Below are 19,802 nucleotides of genomic sequence, written 5' to 3'. Positions count from 1 at the left end.
CTGCCAACTCCCCTCCCTCGCTTTATTTGATCTTTTTGCCCTGGCCATGCAATATTTTCAGCTGGCCGTTCTCAGACCCTATCTGATACGTAACCTTGTATTTTGTTGTTACATACTCGCCATCTCTACGCTCATCGGCAGTAATGACTGCCACCACTTCCATCTCTTTATTTTCGTTGGTCGTAGAGGCCATTTCTCCGATTGTTACATAGCTCGTATTTATATACCCTTCGCGGAACTTGGCATATGTCGTCCCACTCTGCCATTCGCTGCCGAGCAATGCATAGGCGGTTACATAATCATTCAGATTCAGGCTCATATAGAAATCTGTCACAAGTGTCTCTGCTTCCACTGAGGCGGAGGTTGAGCCTGAATGCGTATTTCCTGCCGTCTGAATCGTCGTTGTACTTGAAGGATTCTTGGACCAAGCCTGTACCTGCTTGAGCACACTGGTCATAGGGATGCTGAAGCCAATTCCGCCTTCCTGCTCCACCACAGCTGAATTGATGCCGAGCACTTCGCCCGTCTCCGCACTAATCAGTGGTCCGCCACTATTACCATGGGTTATAGGCGCTGAGATCTGATAAAGATTGCTATACATATAAGGTGCTATTTCAAAGCTGCGTCCTACACCGCTAATAATCCCCGTAGTTACGGTGTTTTCCAGTCCGAGTGGACTGCCCAGTGCCAGGATCTCGTCTCCGATCTCGGCTTTGGATTTGGCAATGGATAGTGGTTTGACCTTTTTCAGATCCGGTACCCTGACAATAGCCACGTCCGTCTCTTCTCCCATACCAATCACTGTCCCTTTATATTCCTCATGACTCAGGGTACGGACGATCACTTCTTTTGAGCCTTCCACCACATGCGCATTTGTGACGATGTCCCCCTGATCATTGTAGAGGAAACCGGAACCCAATCCACTGCTGCTCTCAATCGTGACCACTTTCTTCTGGCTCTCTTCAATAATCTGTTTGCGCGTCTTCTTCTCAGGTTTCTTGGAAGCAGTCGTCTTTGCCGCATTTTCCGTTTCCTTCGCAGCGACAACGGCCAGTCTGGGCCCATCCTGCAGCTGATCTACTGAATGCTGATGTATCCAGAACACGCCTCCTGCCCCAGCACCAATAATTATGGCACTGGATATGATCGTACTCCATGTTCGTTTGGCCATTCCAACCTGTCCTCCTATTCCAGATACCACGTTGCATTCACAACAGAGACTTCCGCTTCCTGGTACACACCATAATAATAGGTTTCAAAGAAACCTTCTTCCCTCACATCCAGCCAGCTTGGATACACATCCACATATGTCTGGCCCAGATAGGTACCGTCTGTCCCATAAATATCGATCATGACAGTGACGGAGGAGATTGGCCGGGTCGCATTGTTTACCATTGAACCGCTAATATAAAGGTCACCATACATATCAAGCGTTGCCTCAACGTTCACGATGTTTACTGCGGATGTCCGATTCTTCAAATCTTCTTCTGCAGCCTGTTGCTCGGCCAATTGGATACGTTCCGCTTCGGCTTTCTCAAACGCCTTTTTCTCACTGATGACCCGCTCACGGTAGGCAGTCAGTTTTTCATTTTCCGGCGCATAGGACAATCCCTGATCCACCGTTTGTAAGGCAGCCGTGAAATCCTTTTTCTTCACTTGCTGTTCAGCCTGTTTATAACTGAGGCCTGCCAGCTTGTCGACGATTTGCTTCTCTACAGCCTCGGCTTCATTTCCCTTCAGTTTCGATACGGTATCCAGCTTCTCGGCAAGCGCCTCTACCGTGGTCAAACTATCGATTTCCTTTTTCACCTTCAGTACAGCGAGTGTTACCTTTCTGTTGTTTAATGTGGCACGTACCTTGGCAAATACGGGTTCTTTCCGTTCGTTCAGCACTTTGGCTACAGCCTGTATGGTCTTGTCTCCTGCGGACAATTTTCCCGTCTTCAGACTTGTGGACGCTTCATTTAACTGATTCATCATATTGAACGCTTTCGCCGTAATTTGGCGATCCTGTACAAGTGCATTATAGTTCGGTCGTTTCGCTAGAGCGGTGTCCAGCAACTGAAGAGCTACTTTGTATTTACCTTCCAGGGCCGCTTGTTCCGCCTGTTGATGCAGCGATTTTACCTCCGCATTAATCCCCATCTCCTGCTTGTAATAATACGTCAGCAAAGCACCCATCACTGCTGCCAGAAGCAGTGGAATGATCCAGCTAAATGCACGGCCTTGAGCAGTGTTGCTCTGCTCCGGTGCAGACTGCTGCTGTCTCGATAATTGGTTTACTGCTTTTCCCGCTCCACTTTCCAGTCCAACCGCAGTTTCTGCCCAGATCTGTTCTTCTGTAGAGTCCGAATCTTTTAATTTCGTTCTACACTTTCTACATGTGCTGTCCCCTGGACTGCTTTTGGTCCCACATACGTGACAATACACCCTGATCCCTCCATCAAAAAGAACGTATGTATACTATGCTATTTTTACATGAATCGACACTTATCATATAGTAAAAAGGTAAATTGCACCATATGTTATCAGGATAAATTCGGTGCCTGTTTCCACAACACGAAAAAAAGATGCCGACAAACGCTATCTCTGCCTACGTTATCCTATTCATGTCCATATTGAGATGGATGTGTGAGTGTGCATGATTCGAATAAATGGACACCAAAAATGCCTCCCTATTCAATAGGAAGGCACTGACGAACGTAAATTCAAATTTATTCTTGTGTCGGAAAGCTGCTTAGATCCATATAGGAAACTTCCCACAGATGATCATCCGGGTCCTGAAAACTCCATCCATACATAAACCCATGATCCTGAGGATCATTATGTGGCTTGCCGCCAGCATCCAGGGCAGCTTGTACAATCACATCGACCTGTTCACGACTCTCCACCGACAAGGCAACAATGACTTCTGTCGTGTCCGCCGCATTGGAGATCTTCTTCGAAGTAAACGATTGGAAACGATCCTCCACCAATAACATCGCATAGATGTTGTCTCCAATAATCATGCAAGTCGCAAACTCGTCTGTAAAATTCGCATTGAACTCAAACCCTACTTTGGTAAAAAAATCAACGGACTTCTTTAAATCCTTAACGGGCAAATTGACAAAAATCTGCTTGGCGCGAACAGCCACCATCGATCACCTCAATCTAATAGAGTAGAGTCTATCTCAAATTAACACCTCGCGTATACGCTGTCAATTCATTATAATAGCGGTAATTCCACAAGGTGAGGTGAAATGGATGTTGCTACCGAATCGTCGAAGTAATTAGTCGTCGGGCTGGGTCAAAACGCGTGCCAGCTATCATGGGATACGCCCGCAAATAATTTTATAAAAAGCAAAAATTAGCCCAGCCGCCTTTAAGAGGAACTTAAATGATGGCTGGGCTTTTCAAATACTAAAGATGCATCATAAATCGTACTCAAAATTACTGCATTACTCCCTATTTCTCCAGGAAAGGCTTCAATTTATCCAAAACATAATGACTGCCGCCTCTTCCGTTTACCCCTTCAATGACTGCCGCTATAAGGAAGGATGGCGAATCGGTATCAAACACCACAACAAAACCGTTCTCCTGTCCCTTCTCTCCCTTCTTGGCCTTCAGCTCCGCTGTTCCGGTCTTGGCCGCAAGTCCCTCAGGGATTGAGTTCAAGGAATGGGCCGTCCCCCCCGATCGGGTCACAACCTGGCCCAAAGCATCCTTCACCGTATTTGCGACCTCAGGTGTAATCACAACTTCCGGTTCGGCGGTCTCCTTATCCTGTATCAGCACAGGCTTCACCATTTTTCCTTCATTAATAAAAGGGGTGAAGGACGATGCCAGATGGATCGGCGACATCAACATTTCTCCCTGTCCATAGGACGTGTCGGCGAGCAGCACCTCGGATGCAAGATCGAGATGAGCTTCGTTTGCATACTGACTTGGCTTCAAATACAGTTCATCCAGGCCAAAATTATCACCAAAGCCAAACTTCTGGATGCCATCTATGAACTTGGCGCTGCCCATCTCTACGGCTTCCTTTGCGAAATAAATATTGTCCGAGTAGACCAACGCATCAACCATGTTTACAGGAGACACATTTTTTACACGTTTTACATAATACCCGCCCCAGCTCTCATCCTTGCGCCATTGCAGACCGGAGATTTCATGCGATTTGTCCGCAGTGGTAACCTTCTCCATCAGCCCTGCCGCTGCCGTAATGGCTTTGAAGGTTGAACCTGGTGCATAACGATTCGTGAATCGGTTGATAAAAGGAAGCTTCTCATCTGCCGAATATGCATCCCACTCAGCTTGTGTCAGCCCCGTTACCATCTTGTTCGGATTGTAAGCAGGGGCACTGACCAGTGCCAGCAGGTTACCATCTGTCGGGTTCATCAACACCATCGCCCCGGCGTCACCACTGCTGGATAACGTCTTATACAACTTTCGCTGTTTCGCTGAGCTGATCGTCAGTTGAATATTCTGTCCATCTACTGCATCTTTGCGGATTAGCTCTGAGCGAGTGTTACCGGATTCATCTGTAATCTCAATCAGCCCACCACGTTCCCCGCGAAGCTGTTTCTCCAGCGATTGCTCCAGTCCGGCTTTGCCAATCCAATCTTCCGCGCGGTAGTAACCTTCTGTATCCTTCTCCAGATCTTCCTTGGTGGCCTTGCGCACGTAGCCGATCAGATGTGCAGCAGCCTCACCAAGCGGATAATACCGGATCTCCTTGGATTGAACTTGCACACCAGCCAGTCCAGCAGGTACACGGGAGTCCTCTGTTGAAGCGATGGGGACAAAGTATTCCGGCTTCACCCATTTCTGAGCAAGCGCATTGTTAATGCCATCCTCCGTTACCTTGTAATGCTTCGCAATCTGGGAGATCATTGCTTCCGGGTTATCCCCCAGCTTCTCCGGTACAATGCCCCATTCATATATGTTTCCCTTTGTTGCCAGAGGAAGCCCTTCGCGATCAACAATGTCCCCACGTTCAGGGAAAAGCGTCCTCACTCTGACTTTGCTGCCCTTAACCATGTCGGCCAGAATCAAGGATGGCTTCCAGTTAATCCGCCAGATTTTGCCCCCATCCTCAAGTTCTTCGCGCACCAGTTTCAGCGTATGTGTCTCGTTCACGTCCCCCAGAAAGGTCGTAAGCTGCAGATTGTAGTCAGTCTCAAAGGTATCCGGGTTCTGAGTTTGTGCTGGATTTCCACTGCCATCGGTTGTCGACTCGGTTACCTGCGGCTTTACCTCTGCTTTAACGGCAGAAACCTCCATACCTGAATAGATTGCATTATATTTCTCCACAAATTGCTCAAGGTTCATGCCTGACTCACCCAGCGAAGCAGGTGTCATCAAGGTATACAGCTGATCAAATTCTTTCTTTTGCAAATGCTCTATGTACTGGTCAACGGTGGCTTCGGGTTTTACTTCCTCTGTTTTGTTATTCTGCATGTATAAGTACATTCCAATTCCACCGGCAAACAAGATGGGAAGCAGTCCGTATATAATTTTACGTTTTGATTTCATGGTCATATCACCTCTAATATACACTATAGATTTCCAGCCGCATTTAAACAATGGAACAAATCTGACGAATTTATCATTAAAAATAGCCGAAAGCTCACATAATATGTTTAAATAAGGATAGTGAGATTATAGTAAAGGAGCCCGATGATGGAAATCAGCTATTTTTTACTCCCCAAAGCCGAAGTGGCCTATATCAAGTCTTCCGCTTCCATGAAAGATGCGATCGAGCAGCTTGAGTCGCAGCATTATACCGCCATTCCCGTGATTGACCAGGATGGAAAATATGTTGCCACCCTGTCCGAAGGCGATTTGTTATGGAAAATGCGGAGCACTCCGGGTCTGACCTTCGAAACCATGGATCAAGTTCAGGTGCATGAGATTGACAACCGGGTATATAATGAATGCGTCTTTATCAAGGCCGAAATGGAGGATATGCTGACGCTCGCAGCGGACCAAAACTTTGTGCCTGTGGTGGACGTGGATCGCGTCTTCCTTGGTATCATCCGTCGCAAGGATATTATTGAGTATTACACGCGCAACATATCCGACTGATTTTCAATTGAATATAGGCCTTTGCCGATGAAAGATGAAAGATATCAAAAGGCTGAAACAAAAATGACGAGCCCTGGCTTGTCATTTTTGTGTTGGGTGCTCATGTCAGATCACATCTTCCGCTTGGCGAAAACCTCTCACTGTAATGCGTATGGGGGCAACCCTTGCGTGACAAACGAGGTAACCTGTACCCTGCACCCCAGGGCAAGAACAACATCTCTCCAGACGAACTGAACGAGATGGCTTATCTGTATTCTATAGAGAGGAGGCAAGTGAAGCATGATCAAGAAGTGGAAAAAACTGACGCTTGTCGCCAGCCTTGCTGTGTTATGGAACGTATATCCCATTCAGGCTGTTCAGGCAGAGCAGCTCAAGGTGAGTGGGAATACACTCCATGAATGGAACAACGGCGCCAAGGTAGACGCCAGCGTTGATAACAAAGGCAGTATTCAGATTAAGACCTCCACACAGGGGCTCAAAAAAGGAAACTATTCGGCCTACGTCTATGAGCTGCAGAATCGGGACTGGTCAGGCTATGGGGCTTTGACCTTCTCCATTCGCAATGAGTCGGACCAAAAGCTGCCTCTTAATATCGTACTGACCCGATCGGATAAACTTTCCCTGACTGTCTCTGATAATCGAAACGTCATCGTAGTCGAGAAAGCAACCGGACAGGCTGAACTGGTTCGCCCGGTATCCGGCCTGATTGAGTTGGAGCCGGGATTTGTCGGACAGATCCGCATTCCCTTTTCCAGCCTAATGGTTAAGAACAAAGCCAACACGACAGGTCAAGTGAGCTTGGGCAAAGTCATTGGTTGGGGCATTACTACCACTACTCCCGAAAACGCCAAGCTGAGCTTCCGCATCGGCAATATCAAGCCGTTGTCCAGGAAGCAAGCTGTGGCCGAGAACGGGCTCACTACCTTGCAAATGACTGGTGATGAGCGTGTGGTGAAGCCTGTAACCGGGGAATCCACAGTCCAATACGGTGTTCAATCCGCCTTAGAAGAAACACCTGATGTAAAATTTCAGCTCGACACCCCCGTTCAGGGCGTATCCATTACACCGGATGGACTGCTGACGGTTCATACCGATGCTGATGCTGAGCGGGCCACCATCCGCGCACTTGTAAATGGCAAATGGAGGCTGACAACAATCGTCATACTGGATCGCTCTTCGGCCATGAATGTTCAGGAGAACGACGGGACGCCACGTTCTATTCCTGACCCATCTGAAGGTACCAAGGTGCTCAGCCCTGCGGATCCACTGATGAAAACATCGGTGGGATGGTTTATTTGGCTCTTGTTAACAGCTGCCGGAATCCATGGACTCATACTCTACTGGCTATGGAAAAGACAACGGAAAGCCTCTGGCGCCATAAAGCGACGTTCCCGGGAAGATCGACAAGCAAGGCGTCCTTTTCGCATGTAAACGCACGTATTTGTATCCATATCGCCGCAGGATCTCGTGGATGAATTTTTCCCTTACGGAGCGAAAGATTAACCCGCTGAAGGATCATACTTATATAAAAAATTAAAAGAAAAGGGTACCCCACGGCCAATGCTTTGGCAGATAGGGTACCTTTTCATCTTGTAATCCGTAGAATCAGTTTCGTTCACGCTTCATCTTTTGTTCCTTATAATATTGCAAAACGTCACGCGGACTGCCTTGAAACGCTCTTTCCTTGCCATATGCATATGCCTGGTTCAAATGAGCAAAAGCTTCATCATGCTGCTCTAGCCTCATGCAGACCATACCTAGCTCTATCCACGGCCCGGTATTAATATCGGAACCTCTCGTTTGCAGGGCCATTTCAGCCCACGGCTTCGCCAGTGTGTATTGCTCCAGGTCCATATATGAATTCACATGACAGGAAGCAATCCAGCTTGCTATTTCCCAGTCAGTCTTCGGCTCAGGCAGCATCCCCCAAGCCTGATCATAATAGATCAGGGCCTGCTCATGCTGCTTCGTTTCATCCAGAACATTGCCCACTTCAACTGTTTTGATAATTTCTCTTTCCAGTTCGGGATGCTCTGGTGTCAGATCCTTCACTCCGCAACCGCCTCCTCCAGTTCGAAATACCATTCCAGAAAATTGTTGAAGCTTGCCCACTGCGGTACACTTTCACCGCTCAGGAAACGTTCAATCGACTCACCAAGCTCCACCAGAACCACTTCTCCCGTTTGGCGGTTATAAAAGAATCCACCCTCGCCCTCAAAGCTGTCGAGCGGTATGTAAGCTTCTGGTAATCCCAACGTGAGTTGAGCCACCGTCATGTCCTCCAAATATACGGTATTTTCCATCACCCAGCAGATCTGATAGATCTCCTGATGCCTGCTGTAAAAGGTCGGTCCATCGTCCGCATGCAAATAAAACTGTGCAAACTCCGATCCAAGATCAATACCCAGTTTACGTAAAGCTTCTTCATACTCTGCTAGCACATCTTCATGCCACCAGCCCTGATTTTGACAATAATCAATAATTTTATTGGATAACATATTCAGCCTCCTAATGAATTACATGATGAGTGTAAGCCTTCTGGCTGTAAAATTTCATCTTTTACTTTAAATGCTTGTAAGAGGTATGGCTATTCAACATCTTCAGAAGACAGATTAATTGCAGAGCGATATGGCGTGTGATTACCCATCACCCATTCATGAAATAATTGGTGAGCGCTGCTGGCATTCGGAGCCATGAAGAGGTACGTTCCCTCCACCTCTCGGCGGCTCAGCCTGGAGTCCAAAAGCTCTCTATCCTCTTCTTCGTTCAAAACAATTCGGTACGTCCCATCTTCCTCTCGGAAGTCGATCGCGTACACATTCGTATTTTGTTTATAATACCCCAGCTGCAACACCGCTGGTTGCTCCTCTGCCATTTCCCCTGCGAAGGCCGGGTTAGGAAACTTTTCGTCAAAGTTCTTTTCTTCCAGCATGGTGCCCTTAAAGAAACCATCAACCACCCTGCCCAGACGATCCACGATGAGATGTGCATATTCATAGGGAAACTGTTGGATCTCGTACACATCCCGATCCGAATGATGCCATTGCAGATGCTCCATGATTTTGGAATATGTGAAGCTAACGGCACTTGCCATTTCCCGATCCAACGGCTGGTCAGCGGTGAGACGGGTCAGTTCCATAATACTGTTTACATACTTCCAGAATAACCTCTGGTCGAAGCGCGCTTCCTCGTGCAGCATGTACAAAAAGGTATTCTCCTCCGCGCGCACATTGCGCAGCAGTTCCTGAAGCGATTGTTCCATATGGTTTTACCTCCGCAATGTACTACAGTTACTGTATCAAAAGAGTAGGACGATTGGAAATATTACATGATGTACATGATGTACATGATGTAAAAGAAGCCCGCATAACTGCGGACCCCCCATTTAATAATAATATTCCCTATAGAATTCTATCAAGAAAAAACCTCGCGAGTGCGGAACGTACGATAAGTACCAAGTATGACTCCAATAGTAACCACAGCCATGATGATCATATACAAACTCAAATAGGACAGTTCCAATCCAAATACGGAGTAGCTCGTCGGTGTTTGAAATAACCTCGTTGCCCGCATCATTGTACTGAATGAAAATTCCTCAATCCATTTGGCCCATCCCGGGTTAAAGTTCAACACATCGAATGCCAGATAAGGCACGCCTACAATCGCAACATTAATGACTATGGCAACAAACGACGTTGAACTAAGCGCAGAGATGCATAACACAACACATGCAAAGACTAGACTGCCCGCCAAGTGAGTGACCAACTGTACTCCATAATACTGAACCGCGGATAACCGATAAGGAGAGAACTCATAGTCAAAGCCCTGAAAATACATCCCTACACTCTGAAGAGGTGTATCTGATCCAGCCAAATTTCCAAACCTTAACCAGTAAATTAACAAGTTGGCACTTGTAAACAATATGACGCATAGCACTACATATAACGTGGAAGCCATCCATTTAGCTGATACGATTTGGCTTCTCCCCCGTTTGCTACTACGCAATAATGCTACCGTTCCGAGTGCATATTCCTCCGCAAATACGGGTGCCAGTCCCAGCAGAATCATGATCATCATAAAGAGCACTCCAAATTGATCAATGTATTCCAACAGATAGCCCCATGGCTTATTGTAGTGAATTTCAGAGACGCTTACGGTTCGTTCCATGACATTCCCGCTATCATCATATCTGGTGAAGTTCTTGATGGATTCCGGCGAAAATATGGCAATCTCATAAAATATACCATATCGGTTCTGATTCTTTTCTTCACTGTAACCCTCGCTCTGCATCTGATCCTGCGCGGCCTTAACCTTCTCCTCCGTAATAGCTCCTTCGTAAGGCTTGTAATATGATGTACCGTTCAACGGGCCGGAATGTCCGAAACAGGCATATAAAACAAGCAGCGCAAGCAGCCCGCTGAGTGCCAGATAAATGCTTTTACGTGTCATTATTTTAGCAAATTCAAATTGGGTTAAACGAATCACGATGTCGCCTCCTCGTCAAAATAGTGCATATATACGTCTTCGAGACGAGGAGTCTCCGGTACAGCTTGAGGTACAGGCTGTTCTTTGGCCAAAATTCTGGCTACGATGCCATCCGATTGATAGGACAAGCCACTTACCTTGAAATGAGATGTAAGCTCTGCAAGCTGCTGCTGCGTTAACATTGCCTTCCAAACGCTGCCCTGCATCCTGTTCATGATCTCTTCCGGCGTGTTCCGGGTGATCAGTTGACCTTCGTTCATCAGAATCATTTCCTTACACGAGAACTCCAGGTCAGAGATAATATGCGTTGATAACAGAACAATTCGGTCTCTCCCCAGCTCGCCAATAATATTGCGGAATCGAATGCGCTCCTTCGGGTCCAGCCCAGCGGTGGGTTCGTCGAGAACCAGAATCTGCGGATCATTCAGCAAGGCTTGTGCAATACCCAGCCTCTGCCTCATGCCACCTGAGAACGTACGAATTTTATGTTGGGCTTGCTGTTCCAGATCAACCATGCGTAACGTTTCTTGCACACGGACAGAGGCCTGTTCCACGCTCTGCCCTTTCAATGAACACATATACATGAGAAATTTATGGGCGCTGAAACGGTTATAAAATCCAAAGCGCTGTGGCATATACCCCAATATACTGCGATATCGATCTCCCAGCTGCGCTATGGATTGCCCATCCAGCATGATTTGCCCTGACGTTGGCTTGGCAATATCGACAAGCATGCGCAGCAATGTTGTTTTGCCAGCTCCATTCGGTCCGAGCAGACCGTAAACGCCACCGCTGGATAGCTCCAGTGAGAACGATTTTACGGCCCACTTGTCTCTATACTTTTTGGATACGTTATCCATGGTCAATATCAAAGGAATAACCTCTTTCTGTTTGTGATGTATATTTTCTTGCCATCTGGTAGATCTGACTGATCAACAGGATCACTCCACATAGCGTGATTGCGATGTGTACTGACGGCTGGATCGATTGAAATAACGCAACAAATTGGGGATTACTTAATGCAAGCCATATCAGTCCGAACCATAATGTCAAAAAGATACTGACAGCTGTCCCCCCCCTCACACGCATCGCTAGCCACAGACTGGCCCCTGCCGCAATCATCAGCTGTACGTACCATAGACCGATTGCACTCCATGAGATGGAACTGCCTGATCCACCGGACATCACCAGCATAAGCAGAAATACAAATGCCATATTCCCTGCAAGCACTACGATCAGACGGGTCAGCATCAGCTGCTGTGCCGTTATTTTGCAGGTCAGCTCGATTTCCATGAGCCCCTGATCCCTGCCTTTGAATACTTCAAGCAATCCAAGAACAAAAGGTACAGGAACCAGAACGAGACCGCTCATGTAAGGGTCAATTTTACTGTGTGTTCCCAGCCAAAATCCGAGCAACAGAAGCAGTGAACAAACCAACCAGTATGATTTGTGGAATACCACAACCTCCCCCCGAACAAGCTGGAACAATTCCCGCATTAACCTTCCGTATGATTGTTTCGTGCGAACGCTCACCTGATCCGGCATATGGGCATCCAGTGCCCTGATCGTTCTGTCGATCTCCATTTCGGATGGAAAATCGACCGCATACTCGTTCAGATAGGGAGCAATTTCGTTGTACTCCTCCATCTCCAATTCAGCTGCTCGATTTCGTTTATCTCCGTGTCCTCTTCGTTTCATCCCGATCACCTCCCAGAATGATTTCCCTTAATTTCGTTATGCCCAAACGTATGCGTGACTTCACTGTCGATTCATTTGCTCCCGTCAGTTCGGCAACCTCCCTAATCTTTAGTCCGTTGTAATAGTTCAGGATAACCGCCTCCCTCTGGTGCTCGGGCAAACTTAATACCGCCTGCTTGACTTGTTCGTTCTGAAGCCGTTTATGGAAGATGTTCCATACATTCTGGTGTTCATTGGCAGGGAGCGCCTCTTCCGTTAATTCACTCTCTCTCTGCTGTTGTTTGAAATCGCGTCCACGAAAATAATCCAGGCAATGATTTACTGCAATTTTCAGCAGCCAGTGACTGAATTTTCCGGTGTCCCGATACTTGTCCAGTGAATTCATCATTTTCACAAATACCTCTTGGGTTAGATCATAAGCGGTATGATAGTCACCCGTTTTCCGGTACACATAGGCGAATATCGACTTGTAATGCCTCTTCACCAGCACTTCCATCGCAGCCCGGCTGCCTTTACGAATTTCCTGAATCAACTCTTCATCATTCAACGCTCCCTCACCCCCTCAATTCAATTAACGATAACCTGATCATAAAAGATCAAAAATATTTATGTATATATTCTGAATGCAAAAAAAGCCCGCTATGAGCGCAGGCTTGGAGTCATATTATCATAATTCTTAGGCAAATGAATCGTATAACGGATGAATCTACACTTTTACCGTAATCACTGGCGCACCTGCAGAGATGTTCCGTGCCCCGATCCCACTTACCGATGAATAATTGCCAAAATTCGTGATGATTACTGGCGTAATCAATTGGAATCCTTTTTCCTTGATTTTTGCCAAATCCACTTCCATCATTACATCCCTGACTTTCACCTGATCACCTTCCTGCACTTTGAGGGTGAATCCTTCGCCCTTCAGCTTGACGGTATCCAGGCCCACATGGATCAACACCTCCACACCATCGTTGCCAATGACGGCAATCGCATGTCTGGATTTGGTTATGGTTGTTACTACACCCTCAACAGGAGAAACCACTGTGCCACTCGAAGGGATAATGGCAACTCCTTTTCCCATGGCTTCACTGGAGAATGCTTCATCCGCTACACTGGCCAGTTCTACCACCTCGCCCGACAGTGGACTGTGTACCGTCATCTCTGCCTTTTGTACGGGTAAACCTGAATTGTTATTTTGTCCACGGACATCAGATATAGATACGGAATTTACTGAACCTTGGGGTATAGACTTCGCAGATTCTGATCGGGTTTTGTACCCCCACAGATAAGTCAGAATGAAACCAACAACGAGGCCCACCAACATCTGTACTACATAACCGTAGAATCCAGCATCAATGCCTTGAGGATTAACGGCACCTCGAATACCAAATACACCGGACGGAGCAAACGCATAGACTTTGGACAAAAAAGCTCCACCGATGACCCCACCAACACTACCGCCGATAATCGCCATGATTAACGTTTTTTTCTGAGGAAGTAGTACGCCATACAATGCGGGTTCACTCACACCAAGCAAGGCTGTACCACCGGTGGAAATTCCCAACGTTTTCATCTGTTTGTCCCGTGCTCTCAGCCCAAAGGCCAGAGCGGCCCCCGCCATCGCAAACTGATTCGCTGCCAGCAATCCCATAAGAGAATCGAAACCGATTGTTGCCATATTGTTAATAAAGATTGGAATAAAGGCCCAATGCAAACCAAACATAACAATGAGAATCCACGGTCCACCCAGCACAAGTCCTGCCAGAATCGGATTGAAATTGTAGGCTCTTCCGAAATGATGGATTCCTATATGCTGTTGATCTTTTATGAACTGCTACGTGTGTTTCAGTATGATACGAATCGCCCCGGCACACTGACGCAGAACAAGGTGACAATCATCGAAATTCTGAAATACATCGAGAATCATTACATGGATTGCACTCTCACATCCACCGCAGACCATTTCAATTTCAATCCCAACTACTTGTCCACCTTGATCAAAAAAACGACCGGCCAGACGTTCAAGGATCTGGTCCAGAGCGAAAAACTGAACTACTGCTCGTTCCTGCTCGCCAATACCGATCGCCCGATCTATGACATAGCCAGCAGCACGGGACATAGCAACCTCAGTTTTTTTTACAAAAAATTTCAGGATCACTTCGGCATCACGCCACAGCAATATCGAGAGCAACATACTACCAAATTGCAGGAATGAGGGTGAGAACAGGGGCGTAACTCGGAAGCCAACGTTGCTCGACGATAGAGGATCGCGCGTCATATAATATCTTTATTTCCTTATTCTGGCGCAACTTCCCCTAAAATCTTTCGTCTAATGACTTATTATCAACAAAGGAGATGACGATGCGAATAACCTGCAGTCCTGCTTACGCTGGAAAAATGATTGGATCAATTGAGCTTCAGCCGTCCAAGTTTATTACTGGCACTTCCAAGAATACTATAATTACCGATCATGTTGATCCTGAGCTTATTGCCATTCCCTATGTGGAAGATCCTGAATTCGGCTCAATCTTTGATGCGATGAAGATGATGAAGGGAACGTACCAAGAAGAGTTTCAAGAGAGCTATGATGTGGAATTCACGATTGATGTGGATAAAAAGGGGTATATCACGCAGTTCGAGCATACCTTTTCACTGGAACGTTATCTTGATCTTGTGCGGACGCAGTCCTATCAAGTAATCCAGACGAATTGGAAGGGACGCACCTTCCATGTTATGACTTACAGTTATATGGAGGAAGTGTGCAACCCGAATAATGTAATTTTCAAATGTAATAATGCAGAGGATGTTTTCGTCGTAGCCGAACTTGCCCCCTATTGTGTTGGTGGTGTTGTGGTACAACCCAATAATATATACCTGCACCTACGTGCATTAATCTCGGCGAGAGATGATCTCTATCCCATCGACTATATGTGTGAGCCTGATTTCGATCTAAGCATCGAAGCCTAAGCTCTACATCATTTAAATACAGCAAAGAGCACAAAGCGTCCTGACTTACTCTGGATCACCTGTGCTCTTTTTGAATATAGGTTCTGTTCACCAAAAAATCAAATCCCAGGGGTGGTCCAATGTATTTTCGAGAAGAAACACCCGAAGCAAAAAGAGAACGTTTGAGACAAGAAGAATTAAAAGGAAATCCCATGGGTACGTTTGGTGATAGCATGAATCGTGCACAATTCGGGAGTTTCGCAGATTTAGTTGGCGGTTTGGGTTGGAAAGTCTCCGGAATCCTCATTATGTTATTGGTAATAGGGTACGTCATTTATAAATTAGTGTTCTAAAAAGGATAGGGATAACTATGCATTCTTCGCTTCTTGAATAAATAAGCGTATTCAAAGCTTTCCACCGAATACGCTTATTCGTTTGCCGAAAATACTCAACCATCTCGTGCTTCTGCTCTTTATTTCCATCATACTCTATTAAGTATCAAAACTGTGTAACAACCATTCGTTCTACGGTCTTGGTGTTCTCCTTATACCACACCATAACGACATCGCCCTCTTTCAGATCGGATACTTGAATAGACGAATCAGTGCTTTGGTTGTTACCTGGGGCACCTATGCCCATGCCTTCCGTGATCTTCACATCATCACCGATGTTCAATTTCATTTCGATGCCAGTATCTTTCATATTCATGCTCTCGCCTCTGGAGCCGCCTGGTTGTCTTCCATTTCCATTCGTGGAGCCTGTGGATGCGTTGTCCTGCACCTCAAGTAACGCGATCGTGACTGTGCTCCCTGTGGCAGAGACCACTCTACCTGTAAGATCGGCATTCCTCATCCCCCTCTGTGTTCCTCCGTTCATACCCGGGCCACCGCCATTCATCATTCCTCCACCGTTCATGCCTTGCGCAGAAGCAGTATTCGTAATGTTCTGGGCAGTAATGGCGTCGCAGGCTGCGAGCAAAACTGAGCAGGTCAACAACAGGAGCATGGCCGATGTGAGATAACCATTTTTCCGCATACGGATCACCCTTTTCTCAGGGAAGAACGTTCCCAGCCGAGTTTTCTATGAAAAATAAAGTCATACGCATCTTTGAATCCCATGTACGACAACACAACCAGCAGCGGATATACAGGGTAGATATACCTCGATTTAATCTCCCACAGCATATAGAACCCGATAAATCCGAGAATGATCAGGATTAAAGAGACCTCATCATACCGTTTTCCACGAATGCTACCGATTAAGCGAAGGAAAATAAAACAATACATCAAGAAATTCATCACATAAACGACCCAGAGCACCCCCGTCCGGTAGACGGAATCACCCTGAAACAAGTCAGTTACCGCATTGGTATAACTGTAAGAACCGGCGATTCCGCCACCTCTTCCGGCTCTCATACCCGAGGAGCTTTCATTACCGATGCCATATCGATCCATTTGGTAAGTGCCTTCGGTCCAGGTCCAAATGATCTTTTTGTAGTACATCTGGGCCAAGTCACTTAAGCTCGCTTCCGACAGTTTCCGCTCAATCTCCTGCTTGTACAGCTCTGTACTTTCAGCTTTATTATAATGGGCCTGTCTCTGATAAATCTGGTAACTCTCCATATTGTCCCAGAATCCGAATCGTTCCAGATTAATACCCATGTTCAGCCACATATAGACCGGTGCTGAATTTTCGCCGACCGTCTCACTTACAGCACCTGAAGATTTCAAGACCGCATTCTGAGTCCACCCTGGAACGTTAAACAAAATGGCCAACACGAAAATGGAGGATACCCCTTTCTTGAATCCTATACTTCGCATATTCAGCAGAATGGTTAACATAGCAGCAATCAGCACAATCACGCCGACGCTTCGGAAGTCGTTGCCAATCGCGAGCAGAATGGCGGCGATGATGATTGTTTTCCAAGACTTTTCACGTTGAAACCGAATCAAAAAGTATAAACAAGACGTCAGAAACGCCGTAGCAATGACATCGTTATAGATCAGGTTGTTCAGGAACAGGGATGGCAGATACGTCGCCGCAAAGATCAGAACCCCGTAATCGCGTTCCGTGGACTTGTTATTAAACTGTTTATACATGAGATAAATCATAAATGTCGTTAACGTTGAAAACAAAATATTGAACAGCTTGATTACCAGATAATTATCCGGGAACAGGTACAGCAATGTTTTGAGATACAACACGGTCGAAAAGTTGAACGGGAACATGTGCAGATATCCTCCCGTTTCGAACGAGGAATAGTCCTGATCGTAGAGCATGTTCATCGCGAGTGAAAGCACGGTCTGTGAATCATCCGTGGGCACTCGTGGAAATACGAAGATCATTATAATTTGAATAGCCAGAGAACATAGTAGCACCACCGGAATGACAACCTTGGGGCTGTATTTGTTCAGCCTCAGGCAAAGGCGGTACAATCCGATACCCGATACCAGAAGCAACGCAATCACCGGGATAAACACACCCCACTGCTGCGTGCCCAAAATCGGGTTGTCCCCGTATAAGGTGTAATTGTACTGCGCCCGGACAAACAGGGACGAAACGATAAAAAGTCCGATAAACACAAGCAGAATGAGATAAAACGACTTATGAATCACCTTAGACATGCCAAAACTCCTTTTCCAGTACAGGATTCGGGAATAGTATAATGCCTCTGCCTGAAAAAAGGCTGAATTCAGATTTGTCCTTCAGCATGTTCATAGAGACAACAAGGAAAATGAGGATACCTCATCGAATAAGAAAATATGTTGCTCGAATCTTGCCTGTTTATTGTCACCGAGACGAACACAAAGCTTCGGCCTTCTGCTTCTTCTTGTTAAGCTAATCGGCAGGTTGGGAGTAGCAATCCATAACAAACACCCCAAGTTGAATTAGGTAAGATGCAGTACATGTATAGTGTAGATATCCCTCATGCACAAAGGAGAACTGAAAAATGAGAAAACTCGTTCTATTTCTGCACTCATCGCTTGACGGTTTTGTAGAAGGACCGAAAGGTGAAATGGATATTGGCTGGGTTTCCTACGATGCTGATTTGGAGAAGCACGCGAAAGAAATTCTGAGTACTGCCGACACTGTCATTTGGGGGCGTGGGACTTATCAGATGATGCACAATTACTGGCCATCTGTGCCTTCGAACCCATCAGCTTCGCAACATGAACTGGATCATGCCGAGTGGATCGAAAAGACAGCCAAAATCGTATTTTCCACAACGCTGGAGAACGTTGAATGGAATAACTCCAGACTCGTAAAAGAAGATATCGAGGAAGAGATCAATAACCTCAAACAGCAGCCAGGCAAAGATATGGTCATCCTCGGCAGTCCTAGGCTCGCACATCACCTTATGCAGCTTGATTTAATTGATGAGTATAAAATTACGGTTTCTCCCGTACTGATCGGTAAGGGATTGCCATTATTCCAAGGCCTCAAGGAGAAGATCAATCTTAAGCTAATCGAAAATAAGACCTTTGATTCTGGAGCCATAGCTCTCGTTTACCAGACGGTAAGATGACCTTGTTACTTAAAGTGATTACGCTAACGGGAGACAAATCGCTAAATAACCGCCTTTTCACAAAGGCGGTTTTCTTATGGTCACAAATTAGAATTTAACATAGCCATCTTAAAAAAAGAGTATAGGACTTTAAACTAATCGTTTAACATCACTTCTCGTCAATATACTTGATTAAGTCGCCTGGCTGACATTCCAGTGCTACACAAATGTTCTCAAGAATTTCGATTGAGACCGATTTGACTTCAAAACCGCTCCGTTACCCATTATCCAATGGTATTCGGACGAACTCCTGTTTTCTCTTAGCCAAAGCATAAATAGACATACACTTATCCTTTAGAACTTGTTCGAGAGTGAATTTGATCATTAAAGGTGATCCTTCTCGTCCTTAATAAACTCAATAATATCTTGGATCTCACAATCCAAAGCCTCGCATATTCGATTCAGCGTATCGAACTTCACACCATCTGTTTCCTCATTATATAATTTAGCAATCCCATTTCTATGTAATCCGGTTAGTCGAGATAAATCGGCAATGTTAATTCTTTTCTCTCCCATGATTCGAGATAAATGAATCTTAATCATACATGTTCTCCTCCAAACTATAATGCATACTGTAGTGTTGACAAAGCACACCACAAAGTGTATATTTGAATGAATATAATGTACACTGTAGTGTTCATATATAAGCTCAATATCTCTACATTTCCTAAAAGAGGTGTGCAAAAATGATAGAATCTCTGGAATCTTTGGCAGAACCGTTAATCCGAACGCGCTTAGAGTTATTATACAACAATTTGTCTCACACGCAGCCTGATTATACCCAACTATCTAAAGAATCTGATCATTATTTTCATACCATTCGCCAAGCTTTACCTGAACATCTGAATCAGACCATTTTTTTATATGAAGATACTCAACTTTCTATGCAAACACTTCTGGAAAGAGAGATTTATTTACAAGGGTTTCGGGATGCCCTGCAACTAATGAGCGAGTTACATATACAAAGATTTCTGACGCCATAGCTTCTTACAAAATATGCTATAATCAACAAAGCAATAGAATAGGCTTAAAGGGTCGGTCGGCT

At 45.8% G+C, this 19,802-nt stretch carries 22 protein-coding genes and 1 pseudogene; 7 read left to right on the top strand and 16 right to left on the bottom strand.

The features are described 5' to 3' along the window. Positions 1 to 22 precede the first annotated feature (22 nt). The 4 genes from JNUCC31_RS19200 to pbp4 all read right to left on the bottom strand — a co-directional run bounded on the left by JNUCC31_RS19200 (position 23) and on the right by pbp4 (position 5,514). The gene (locus tag JNUCC31_RS19200; protein ID WP_192263417.1) at positions 23 to 1,171 is read right to left on the bottom strand and encodes a S1C family serine protease; all 1,149 of its coding nucleotides are present in this window, start codon (positions 1,169 to 1,171) and stop codon (positions 23 to 25) included. A gap of 14 nt (positions 1,172 to 1,185) precedes the next feature. Beyond that, positions 1,186 to 2,430 (bottom strand): FxLYD domain-containing protein, encoded by a 1,245-nt coding sequence (locus tag JNUCC31_RS19195; protein ID WP_192263415.1) that lies wholly within the window; start codon positions 2,428 to 2,430, stop codon positions 1,186 to 1,188. A gap of 284 nt (positions 2,431 to 2,714) precedes the next feature. Next, positions 2,715 to 3,134 carry a VOC family protein gene (locus JNUCC31_RS19190; RefSeq protein WP_192273145.1) on the bottom strand — a complete coding sequence of 140 codons (420 nt, stop codon included), beginning with the start codon at positions 3,132 to 3,134 and terminating at the stop codon, positions 2,715 to 2,717. A 310-nt stretch (positions 3,135 to 3,444) separates the two neighbouring features. Continuing rightward, positions 3,445 to 5,514 (bottom strand): penicillin-binding protein PBP4(5), encoded by a 2,070-nt coding sequence (pbp4, locus tag JNUCC31_RS19185; RefSeq protein WP_192263413.1) that lies wholly within the window; start codon positions 5,512 to 5,514, stop codon positions 3,445 to 3,447. Between the two features lie 147 nt (positions 5,515 to 5,661). Between pbp4 and JNUCC31_RS19180 the strand changes: the two genes are divergently transcribed. Beyond that, positions 5,662 to 6,066, top strand: a complete 405-nt coding sequence (locus tag JNUCC31_RS19180; protein WP_192273143.1) for a CBS domain-containing protein — start codon at positions 5,662 to 5,664, stop codon at positions 6,064 to 6,066. A 279-nt stretch (positions 6,067 to 6,345) separates the two neighbouring features. Beyond that, positions 6,346 to 7,497, top strand: a complete 1,152-nt coding sequence (locus JNUCC31_RS19175) for a hypothetical protein (RefSeq protein ID WP_192263411.1) — start codon at positions 6,346 to 6,348, stop codon at positions 7,495 to 7,497. A gap of 174 nt (positions 7,498 to 7,671) precedes the next feature. On the opposite strand, the gene JNUCC31_RS19170 is transcribed toward JNUCC31_RS19175, so the two are convergent. From JNUCC31_RS19170 to JNUCC31_RS19135, 8 genes are all read right to left on the bottom strand, one after another. Beyond that, entirely contained in the window at positions 7,672 to 8,118 is a 447-nt protein-coding gene (locus JNUCC31_RS19170) for a hypothetical protein (RefSeq protein WP_192263409.1), read from the bottom strand. Beyond that, positions 8,115 to 8,564, bottom strand: a complete 450-nt coding sequence (locus JNUCC31_RS19165) for an SMI1/KNR4 family protein (RefSeq protein ID WP_192263407.1) — start codon at positions 8,562 to 8,564, stop codon at positions 8,115 to 8,117. Before JNUCC31_RS19165 ends, JNUCC31_RS19170 begins: the two co-directional genes overlap by 4 nt. A gap of 89 nt (positions 8,565 to 8,653) precedes the next feature. Then, positions 8,654 to 9,328, bottom strand: coding sequence for an Imm41 family immunity protein (locus tag JNUCC31_RS19160; protein ID WP_192263405.1), 675 nt, complete (start codon positions 9,326 to 9,328; stop codon positions 8,654 to 8,656). Positions 9,329 to 9,480: 152 nt separating this feature from the next. Continuing rightward, a complete protein-coding gene (locus JNUCC31_RS19155; protein WP_192263404.1) occupies positions 9,481 to 10,551 on the bottom strand; it encodes an ABC-2 transporter permease in 1,071 nt (356 codons plus the stop codon). Continuing rightward, the gene (locus JNUCC31_RS19150) at positions 10,548 to 11,423 is read right to left on the bottom strand and encodes an ABC transporter ATP-binding protein (protein WP_192263401.1); all 876 of its coding nucleotides are present in this window, start codon (positions 11,421 to 11,423) and stop codon (positions 10,548 to 10,550) included. Before JNUCC31_RS19150 ends, JNUCC31_RS19155 begins: the two co-directional genes overlap by 4 nt. Then, entirely contained in the window at positions 11,404 to 12,249 is an 846-nt protein-coding gene (locus JNUCC31_RS19145; RefSeq protein ID WP_192263399.1) for a hypothetical protein, read from the bottom strand. The genes JNUCC31_RS19150 and JNUCC31_RS19145 overlap by 20 nt, the downstream gene beginning before the upstream one ends. Continuing rightward, the gene (locus JNUCC31_RS19140; protein WP_228469104.1) at positions 12,224 to 12,796 is read right to left on the bottom strand and encodes an RNA polymerase sigma factor; all 573 of its coding nucleotides are present in this window, start codon (positions 12,794 to 12,796) and stop codon (positions 12,224 to 12,226) included. Before JNUCC31_RS19140 ends, JNUCC31_RS19145 begins: the two co-directional genes overlap by 26 nt. A 159-nt stretch (positions 12,797 to 12,955) precedes the next feature. Continuing rightward, the gene (locus tag JNUCC31_RS19135) at positions 12,956 to 13,999 is read right to left on the bottom strand and encodes a glucose PTS transporter subunit IIA (protein WP_267132477.1); all 1,044 of its coding nucleotides are present in this window, start codon (positions 13,997 to 13,999) and stop codon (positions 12,956 to 12,958) included. Between JNUCC31_RS19135 and JNUCC31_RS19130 the strand changes: the two genes are divergently transcribed. The 3 genes from JNUCC31_RS19130 to JNUCC31_RS19120 all read left to right on the top strand — a co-directional run bounded on the left by JNUCC31_RS19130 (position 13,955) and on the right by JNUCC31_RS19120 (position 15,545). Further along, positions 13,955 to 14,461, top strand: a complete 507-nt coding sequence (locus JNUCC31_RS19130; RefSeq protein ID WP_192263395.1) for a helix-turn-helix transcriptional regulator — start codon at positions 13,955 to 13,957, stop codon at positions 14,459 to 14,461. The two genes, JNUCC31_RS19135 and JNUCC31_RS19130, sit on opposite strands and share 45 nt — an antisense overlap. 146 nt (positions 14,462 to 14,607) lie before the next feature. Further along, entirely contained in the window at positions 14,608 to 15,213 is a 606-nt protein-coding gene (locus JNUCC31_RS19125) for a hypothetical protein (RefSeq protein WP_192263393.1), read from the top strand. Between the two features lie 119 nt (positions 15,214 to 15,332). Continuing rightward, positions 15,333 to 15,545 (top strand): DUF6366 family protein, encoded by a 213-nt coding sequence (locus tag JNUCC31_RS19120; RefSeq protein ID WP_192263391.1) that lies wholly within the window; start codon positions 15,333 to 15,335, stop codon positions 15,543 to 15,545. Between the two features lie 145 nt (positions 15,546 to 15,690). Here JNUCC31_RS19120 and JNUCC31_RS19115 read toward each other — a convergent pair whose 3' ends face one another. Continuing rightward, positions 15,691 to 16,227 carry a hypothetical protein gene (locus JNUCC31_RS19115; RefSeq protein WP_192263389.1) on the bottom strand — a complete coding sequence of 179 codons (537 nt, stop codon included), beginning with the start codon at positions 16,225 to 16,227 and terminating at the stop codon, positions 15,691 to 15,693. A 5-nt stretch (positions 16,228 to 16,232) separates the two neighbouring features. Further along, on the bottom strand, positions 16,233 to 17,816 hold the full coding sequence (locus JNUCC31_RS19110; protein WP_192263387.1) for a glycosyltransferase family 39 protein: 1,584 nt from the start codon (positions 17,814 to 17,816) through the stop codon (positions 16,233 to 16,235). Positions 17,817 to 18,142: 326 nt separating this feature from the next. Here JNUCC31_RS19110 and JNUCC31_RS19105 point away from each other — a divergent pair, with 326 nt between their 5' ends. Further along, complete coding sequence (locus JNUCC31_RS19105; protein ID WP_192263385.1) at positions 18,143 to 18,718, top strand: dihydrofolate reductase family protein; 576 nt, start codon at positions 18,143 to 18,145, stop codon at positions 18,716 to 18,718. 148 nt (positions 18,719 to 18,866) lie between these two features. On the opposite strand, the pseudogene JNUCC31_RS33435 reads toward JNUCC31_RS19105, so the two are convergent. Together JNUCC31_RS33435 and JNUCC31_RS19095 are read right to left on the bottom strand one after the other, a co-directional pair. After that, positions 18,867 to 18,950, bottom strand: a pseudogene (locus JNUCC31_RS33435) (helix-turn-helix domain-containing protein); the annotation flags it as partial. Between the two features lie 131 nt (positions 18,951 to 19,081). Continuing rightward, the gene (locus JNUCC31_RS19095; protein WP_192263383.1) at positions 19,082 to 19,300 is read right to left on the bottom strand and encodes a helix-turn-helix domain-containing protein; all 219 of its coding nucleotides are present in this window, start codon (positions 19,298 to 19,300) and stop codon (positions 19,082 to 19,084) included. Between the two features lie 143 nt (positions 19,301 to 19,443). On the opposite strand from JNUCC31_RS19095, the gene JNUCC31_RS19090 reads away from it, so the two are divergent. After that, positions 19,444 to 19,740, top strand: a complete 297-nt coding sequence (locus JNUCC31_RS19090; RefSeq protein WP_192263381.1) for a DUF6809 family protein — start codon at positions 19,444 to 19,446, stop codon at positions 19,738 to 19,740. Positions 19,741 to 19,802: the final 62 nt, after the last annotated feature.

The sequence above is a fragment of the Paenibacillus sp. JNUCC-31 genome (genome assembly GCF_014844075.1).
Classification (GTDB): Bacteria; Bacillota; Bacilli; order Paenibacillales; family Paenibacillaceae; genus Paenibacillus.
This window is presented reverse-complemented; position numbering and strand designations above follow the sequence as displayed.

Coding starts and splice junctions, on each gene's coding strand:
- JNUCC31_RS19090 (WP_192263381.1), top strand. CDS start 19,444: ATGATAGAATCTCTGGAATCTTTGGCAGAACCGTTAATCCGAACGCGC.
- JNUCC31_RS19200 (WP_192263417.1), bottom strand. CDS start 1,171: ATGGCCAAACGAACATGGAGTACGATCATATCCAGTGCCATAATTATT.
- JNUCC31_RS19145 (WP_192263399.1), bottom strand. CDS start 12,249: ATGAAACGAAGAGGACACGGAGATAAACGAAATCGAGCAGCTGAATTG.
- JNUCC31_RS19160 (WP_192263405.1), bottom strand. CDS start 9,328: ATGGAACAATCGCTTCAGGAACTGCTGCGCAATGTGCGCGCGGAGGAG.
- JNUCC31_RS19095 (WP_192263383.1), bottom strand. CDS start 19,300: ATGATTAAGATTCATTTATCTCGAATCATGGGAGAGAAAAGAATTAAC.
- JNUCC31_RS19125 (WP_192263393.1), top strand. CDS start 14,608: ATGCGAATAACCTGCAGTCCTGCTTACGCTGGAAAAATGATTGGATCA.
- JNUCC31_RS19175 (WP_192263411.1), top strand. CDS start 6,346: ATGATCAAGAAGTGGAAAAAACTGACGCTTGTCGCCAGCCTTGCTGTG.
- JNUCC31_RS19165 (WP_192263407.1), bottom strand. CDS start 8,564: ATGTTATCCAATAAAATTATTGATTATTGTCAAAATCAGGGCTGGTGG.
- JNUCC31_RS19105 (WP_192263385.1), top strand. CDS start 18,143: ATGAGAAAACTCGTTCTATTTCTGCACTCATCGCTTGACGGTTTTGTA.
- JNUCC31_RS19130 (WP_192263395.1), top strand. CDS start 13,955: ATGCAAACCAAACATAACAATGAGAATCCACGGTCCACCCAGCACAAG.
- JNUCC31_RS19120 (WP_192263391.1), top strand. CDS start 15,333: ATGTATTTTCGAGAAGAAACACCCGAAGCAAAAAGAGAACGTTTGAGA.
- JNUCC31_RS19115 (WP_192263389.1), bottom strand. CDS start 16,227: ATGCGGAAAAATGGTTATCTCACATCGGCCATGCTCCTGTTGTTGACC.
- pbp4 (WP_192263413.1), bottom strand. CDS start 5,514: ATGAAATCAAAACGTAAAATTATATACGGACTGCTTCCCATCTTGTTT.
- JNUCC31_RS19110 (WP_192263387.1), bottom strand. CDS start 17,816: ATGTCTAAGGTGATTCATAAGTCGTTTTATCTCATTCTGCTTGTGTTT.
- JNUCC31_RS19180 (WP_192273143.1), top strand. CDS start 5,662: ATGGAAATCAGCTATTTTTTACTCCCCAAAGCCGAAGTGGCCTATATC.